Here is a 5,060-nt window from a genome sequence, read left to right on the forward strand (position 1 = left end):
TGCCCAGGCTGGGCCTCGGCCCGGGCGCACCGGCGCCGGCGGTGGTGGCGACCGTGGCCCAACGCTGGGGGCACCACCCGCTTGCGGGGGACGGCGCCGACCCGGGATTCGTCTCCTATCACTTGTTCGGGCCACCTCCGGCCACCGACCAGGACCTGTTACACCTTGCCCGCGCGCTCGACGACATCGAAAGGCAGGTCACACACACGTGACGCAACCATCTAGCACCCAGACGCCCGCTACCGATTCGGCGCGCGAGGCACTGCTCGCGTTGCGGGCCGAGCTCGCCAAGGCCGTCGTCGGGCAGGAGGGGGTGGTCAGCGGCCTGGTGATCGCGCTGTTGTGTCGCGGCCACGTGCTGCTGGAAGGCGTTCCGGGCGTGGCGAAGACGCTGCTGGTGCGGTCGCTGGCGGCCGCGCTGCAGCTGGAGTTCAAGCGGGTGCAGTTCACCCCCGACCTGATGCCCGGCGACGTGACGGGTTCGCTGGTGTACGACACGCGCACCGCCGCTTTCGAATTCCGGCGGGGTCCGGTGTTCACCAATCTGCTGCTGGCCGACGAGATCAACCGCACCCCGCCCAAGACCCAGGCCGCGCTGCTCGAGGCCATGGAGGAGCGTCAGGTCAGCGTGGAAGGCGAAGCCAAGCCGCTGCCCGACCCGTTCATCGTCGCCGCGACGCAGAACCCGATCGAATACGAGGGCACGTATCAGTTGCCCGAAGCCCAACTGGACCGCTTTTTGCTCAAGCTGAACGTGGCGCTGCCGGCGCGCGACGCGGAGATCGCCATCCTGGCCCGGCACGCGCACGGATTCGACCCCCGCGACCTGTCGGCGATCAAGCCGGTGGCCGGACCGTCCGAGCTCGCCGCCGGACGCCGAGCGGTGCAACAGGTCCTGGTCGCCGACGAGGTGCTGGGCTACATCGTCGACATCGTCGGCGCCACCCGCTCCTCCCCCGCACTGCAACTGGGGGTGTCGCCCCGCGGGGCGACAGCGCTGCTGGCCACCGCCCGCTCCTGGGCGTGGCTGTCCGGCCGCAACTACGTCACCCCCGACGACGTCAAGGCCATGGCCCGCCCGACGCTGCGGCACCGGGTGATGCTGCGTCCGGAGGCCGAGCTCGAAGGGGCCACGCCCGACGGCGTGCTCGACGGGATCCTGGCGTCGGTGCCGGTGCCCCGCTAGTGATCCTGACCGGACGCACCGGGCTGGTGGCGCTGATCTGCGTCCTGCCCATCGCGGCATCACCATGGCCCGCAAGGGCTTTCGTCGTCCTGCTGCTCGTCCTTGGCGCGGTCGTGATCGCCGATGTGGCGCTGGCGGCCAGCCCACGCGGACTGCGCTGTGTCCGGTCGCCGGACTGCTCGGCGCGCCTGGCGCAGCAGGTCGACGTGGACCTGGTGATTCACAACGACGGCCGCCGCCGGTTCCGCGGCCAGGTCCGCGACGCCTGGCCGCCCAGCGCGCGCGCCGAACCGCGCAGTCACGGGGTCAGCATCGCCGCCGGGGAACACCAGCGCGTGCAGACGCGGCTGCGACCGGTTCGCCGGGGCGATCAGCGCGCGGCCCTGGTCACCGCCCGGTCGGTCGGGCCGATGGGGCTGGCCGGACGGCAGGGTTCGCAGTCGGTGCCGGGTCAGGTCCGGGTGCTGCCGCCGTTCTTGTCGCGCAAGCACCTGCCGTCGCGGCTGGCCAAGCTGCGCGAGATCGACGGCCTCCTGCCGACGCTGATTCGCGGGCAGGGCACCGAATTCGATTCGCTGCGTGAGTACGTCGTCGGCGACGACGTGCGCTCGATCGACTGGCGCGCGACGGCGCGGCGCGCCGACGTCGTTGTCCGCACGTGGCGGCCCGAACGCGACCGGCGCGTGGTGATCGTGCTCGACACCGGGCGCACGGCGGCGGGTCGCGTCGGTGTCGACCCGACGGCCGCCGATCCGGCAGGCTGGCCCCGGCTGGACTGGTCGATGGACGCCGCGCTGCTGCTGGCCGCGCTCGCGTCGCGGGCCGGCGACCACGTCGACTTCCTCGCCCACGACCGGGTGAACCGCGCCGCCGTATTCGGCGCGTCGCGCACCGAGCTGCTCGCCCAGCTGGTCGAGGCGATGGCCCCGCTCCAACCGGCGCTGATCGAACCCGATTGGCGCGCAATGGTTGCCGCCGTGCTGCGGCGCGCCCGGCGCCGTTCGCTGGTGGTGCTGCTGACCGACCTCAACGCGACCGCGCTGGACGAGGGGCTGGTGCCGGTGCTGCCCCAACTGTCGGCCAAACACCACGTGATGATCGCCGCCGTCGGCGACCCCCGCGTCGACCAGCTGGCGGCGGGGCTCTCGGACGCGGCGGCGGTCTACGACGCGGCGGCCGCCGAACGCTCCCGCAACGACCGGCGCGCGATCGCAACCCGGCTGCGCCACAGCGGGGTGGAAGTCGTCGACGCGCCACCCGCCGAGATCGCGCCCGCCCTCGCCGACCACTACCTGGCTATGAAAGCCACTGGCCGGCTTTAAGTTTCGGGCCGAGCGGCCTAGCCGGTCGGGACGACGTCCGGCGCGTCTTCGATATCGCCGGTCTCGCCGGCCTTCATCGCGCGCCGACCGAAGTAAACGATGTAGGACAAGAACGCCGCCTCGGCGATAACTCCGATGCCCACCCGGACGAACGTCGGCAACGGGGACGGCGTCACCAGAGCTTCGATCAGTCCCGAGACCAGCAGCACCACCACCAGCCCGACGGCGACCGAGACGACACCGCGGCCCTGCTCGGCGAGCACCTGTCCACGCGGCCGGTCCCCGGGCGAAATCACCGACCACCCCAGTCGCATCCCCGTCGCCCCGGCCAGGAAGACCGCCGTCAGCTCCAGCAGTCCGTGCGGGGCCAGCAGCCCCAACAGGATGCCGCCCTTGCCGGCCTGGAACATCAGCCCCGCGATCAGCCCCAGGTTGGCGGCGTTGTTGAACAGGATGATCGGGATCGGCAGCCCCAATACGACCGACATGGCGATGCACTGGGCGGAGACCCAGGAGTTGTTGACCCAGACCTGCAGGGCGAACGCCGCGGCGGGGTGTTCGCTGTAGTACGACGCCACATCGTGGTTGACCAATTCGTCTATGTCACTTGGCGTTCCCAGGGCGGACTGCACCTCCGGATTGACGGCCACCCAGATCGCGATGACCACCACGACGGCGAAGAACGCGACCGCCGTGCCCACCCACCACCGCCACGCGCGGTACGCGACAACCGGAAACGACACCGTCCAGAACCGGGCGAACGTACTGCTCAGCGGCGCGTGGGCGCCGGTCACCACCGCGCGGGCCCGCGCGATGAGGCTCGAGAGCCGACCGATCAGCAGCGAGTCCGAGGACGCCGACCGCAGCATCGACAGGTGGGTGGAGGCCCGCTGGTAGAGCTCGACGAGTTCGTCGACCTCGGCGCCGGTCAGGGATCGGCGTCTTTTGACCAAGTGGTCGAGCCGGTCCCACGTTGCGCGATGGGTCAGCACGAATGCGTCGACGTCCACCCTGCGCAGCCTAATCGCCCTGTACCGTTCGGTGTTATGTCGGAGGTGGTCACCGGGGACGCCGTGGTGCTCGATGTGCAGATCGCCCAGTTGCCGGTGCGGGCGGTGGGCGCTCTGATCGATATTGCGGTGATCGTCGTCGGCTATGTGCTCGGCCTGATGTTGTGGGCGGCCACCCTCACTCAGTTCGACAGCGCGCTGAGCGCCGCCGTCCTGCTCATCTTCACGGTCCTGGTGATCGTCGGGTATCCGCTGGTGTTCGAAACCGCCAGCCGCGGGCGATCGGTCGGCAAGATCGTGATGGGCCTGCGCGTGGTGTCCGACGACGGCGGCCCAGAACGCTTCCGGCAAGCGCTGTTTCGCGCACTGGCGTCCGTGGTCGAAATTTGGATGCTGGCGGGAAGCCCCGCCGTCATCTGCAGCTTGTTGTCACCGAAGGCCAAACGCATCGGCGACGTCTTCGCCGGCACGGTCGTGATCAGCGAACGCGGGCCCCGCTCCGATCCGCCGCCCGTGATGCCACCGGCGCTGGCGTGGTGGGCGTCCTCGCTGCAATTGTCCGGCCTGGATGCCGGCCAGGCTGAGGTCGCACGCCAATTCCTTTCCCGCGCACCGCANCAGCGGCCGCGCCCTGGCCGCAACCGGGGCCCGCGACCCCGGGGCCGCAGCCGGATGGCTTCGCACCGCCGGTCTAGCCAGACACGGCCGCCGCCATCAGGGCGACGTCGAGGACCAGGAGCGCCCAGCCGCCCAGCGGAACCGCGATGCCGCCGCGACGCTTGGCGGTGAAGAACGAGATGACGATGACGACGAAGGCCACGACGGGTGCGCCGTAGAACGCGACGCCGAAATCTATGCCGCCGCGGCCCAGGTTCGGACAAGTGCGCTCGCTGCACCCGTCGGTGCTCATCACCGCGCCGAGCGCGAAGAGCATCACTATGGCCGCGGCCGGCACCATCGCCAGCGCCAACCCCCAGTTGACCCAAGGCCACGCGTTGCGGCCGCGGCTGCCGTCGCCCGGCGTGGCCTCGGCCACGCTCGGGCTTCCGCTGCCGACGGTCAGGTTGTTGTTAGCGTCCATCCCACAGTTCCTACCCGCGGTCCGCCGGAGGCAAACCGCGCCGTCGCGCCCTCGTCGGTTGCTCCTCTCGCAGGTCAGGCGGCCGTTGCTACGGCTCTTCCGCGTTTTTCCGGAATATTTTGTTGCATCGCGTTAGTTTACGATATATCGTGATACTCCGAAGCGCACGACCCGTGCGTTCCCCAACACGTAAGGACTAACCAACATGAGCAACCCATTCACCCCGCCCGACGGACCATTCCCCGGCCGGCCCGGTTTCGGATTCGGCTTCGGCCCCGGCCCGGTGGACCGGCGCGCCCTGCACGACGCCAGGCGCCAGGCCCGACGGGAATTCCGTGAACACCTCCGCGACCACAGCGGCGACCGCTTCGGCCCCGGTTTCGGACCGGGATTCGGCCCCGGGTTCGGGCCGGGGTTCGGCCCGGGATTCGGCTTCGGCCCGGGCGGCCGGCGCGGGTCGC

4 protein-coding genes and 3 pseudogenes are annotated in these 5,060 nt (G+C 70.6%); 5 read left to right on the top strand and 2 right to left on the bottom strand.

The window, feature by feature from the left end:
* The 3 genes and pseudogenes from BN4348_RS53370 to BN4348_RS53380 form a co-directional block, all read left to right on the top strand.
* A pseudogene (locus BN4348_RS53370) lies at positions 1-212 on the top strand (hypothetical protein); the annotation flags it as partial.
* On the top strand, positions 209-1,186 hold the full coding sequence (locus BN4348_RS53375; protein WP_066916702.1) for an AAA family ATPase: 978 nt from the start codon (positions 209-211) through the stop codon (positions 1,184-1,186). The pseudogene BN4348_RS53370 and the gene BN4348_RS53375, both read left to right, overlap by 4 nt.
* A complete protein-coding gene (locus tag BN4348_RS53380; protein WP_066916704.1) occupies positions 1,186-2,508 on the top strand; it encodes a DUF58 domain-containing protein in 1,323 nt (440 codons plus the stop codon). Before BN4348_RS53375 ends, BN4348_RS53380 begins: the two co-directional genes overlap by 1 nt.
* Before the next feature lie 17 nt (positions 2,509-2,525).
* On the opposite strand, the gene BN4348_RS53385 is transcribed toward BN4348_RS53380, so the two are convergent.
* On the bottom strand, positions 2,526-3,518 hold the full coding sequence (locus BN4348_RS53385; protein WP_066916706.1) for a stage II sporulation protein M: 993 nt from the start codon (positions 3,516-3,518) through the stop codon (positions 2,526-2,528).
* Between the two features lie 36 nt (positions 3,519-3,554).
* On the opposite strand from BN4348_RS53385, the pseudogene BN4348_RS53390 reads away from it, so the two are divergent.
* A pseudogene (locus BN4348_RS53390) lies at positions 3,555-4,140 on the top strand (RDD family protein); the annotation flags it as partial.
* A 69-nt stretch (positions 4,141-4,209) separates the two neighbouring features.
* Here the strand turns inward: BN4348_RS53390 and BN4348_RS53395 are convergent.
* Positions 4,210-4,599, bottom strand: a complete 390-nt coding sequence (locus BN4348_RS53395) for a hypothetical protein (protein ID WP_066916710.1) — start codon at positions 4,597-4,599, stop codon at positions 4,210-4,212.
* 205 nt (positions 4,600-4,804) lie between these two features.
* On the opposite strand from BN4348_RS53395, the pseudogene BN4348_RS53400 reads away from it, so the two are divergent.
* A pseudogene (locus BN4348_RS53400) lies at positions 4,805-5,060 on the top strand (PadR family transcriptional regulator); the annotation flags it as partial.

The organism is Mycobacterium interjectum (genome assembly GCF_900078675.2).
GTDB lineage: Bacteria > Actinomycetota > Actinomycetes > Mycobacteriales > Mycobacteriaceae > Mycobacterium > Mycobacterium interjectum.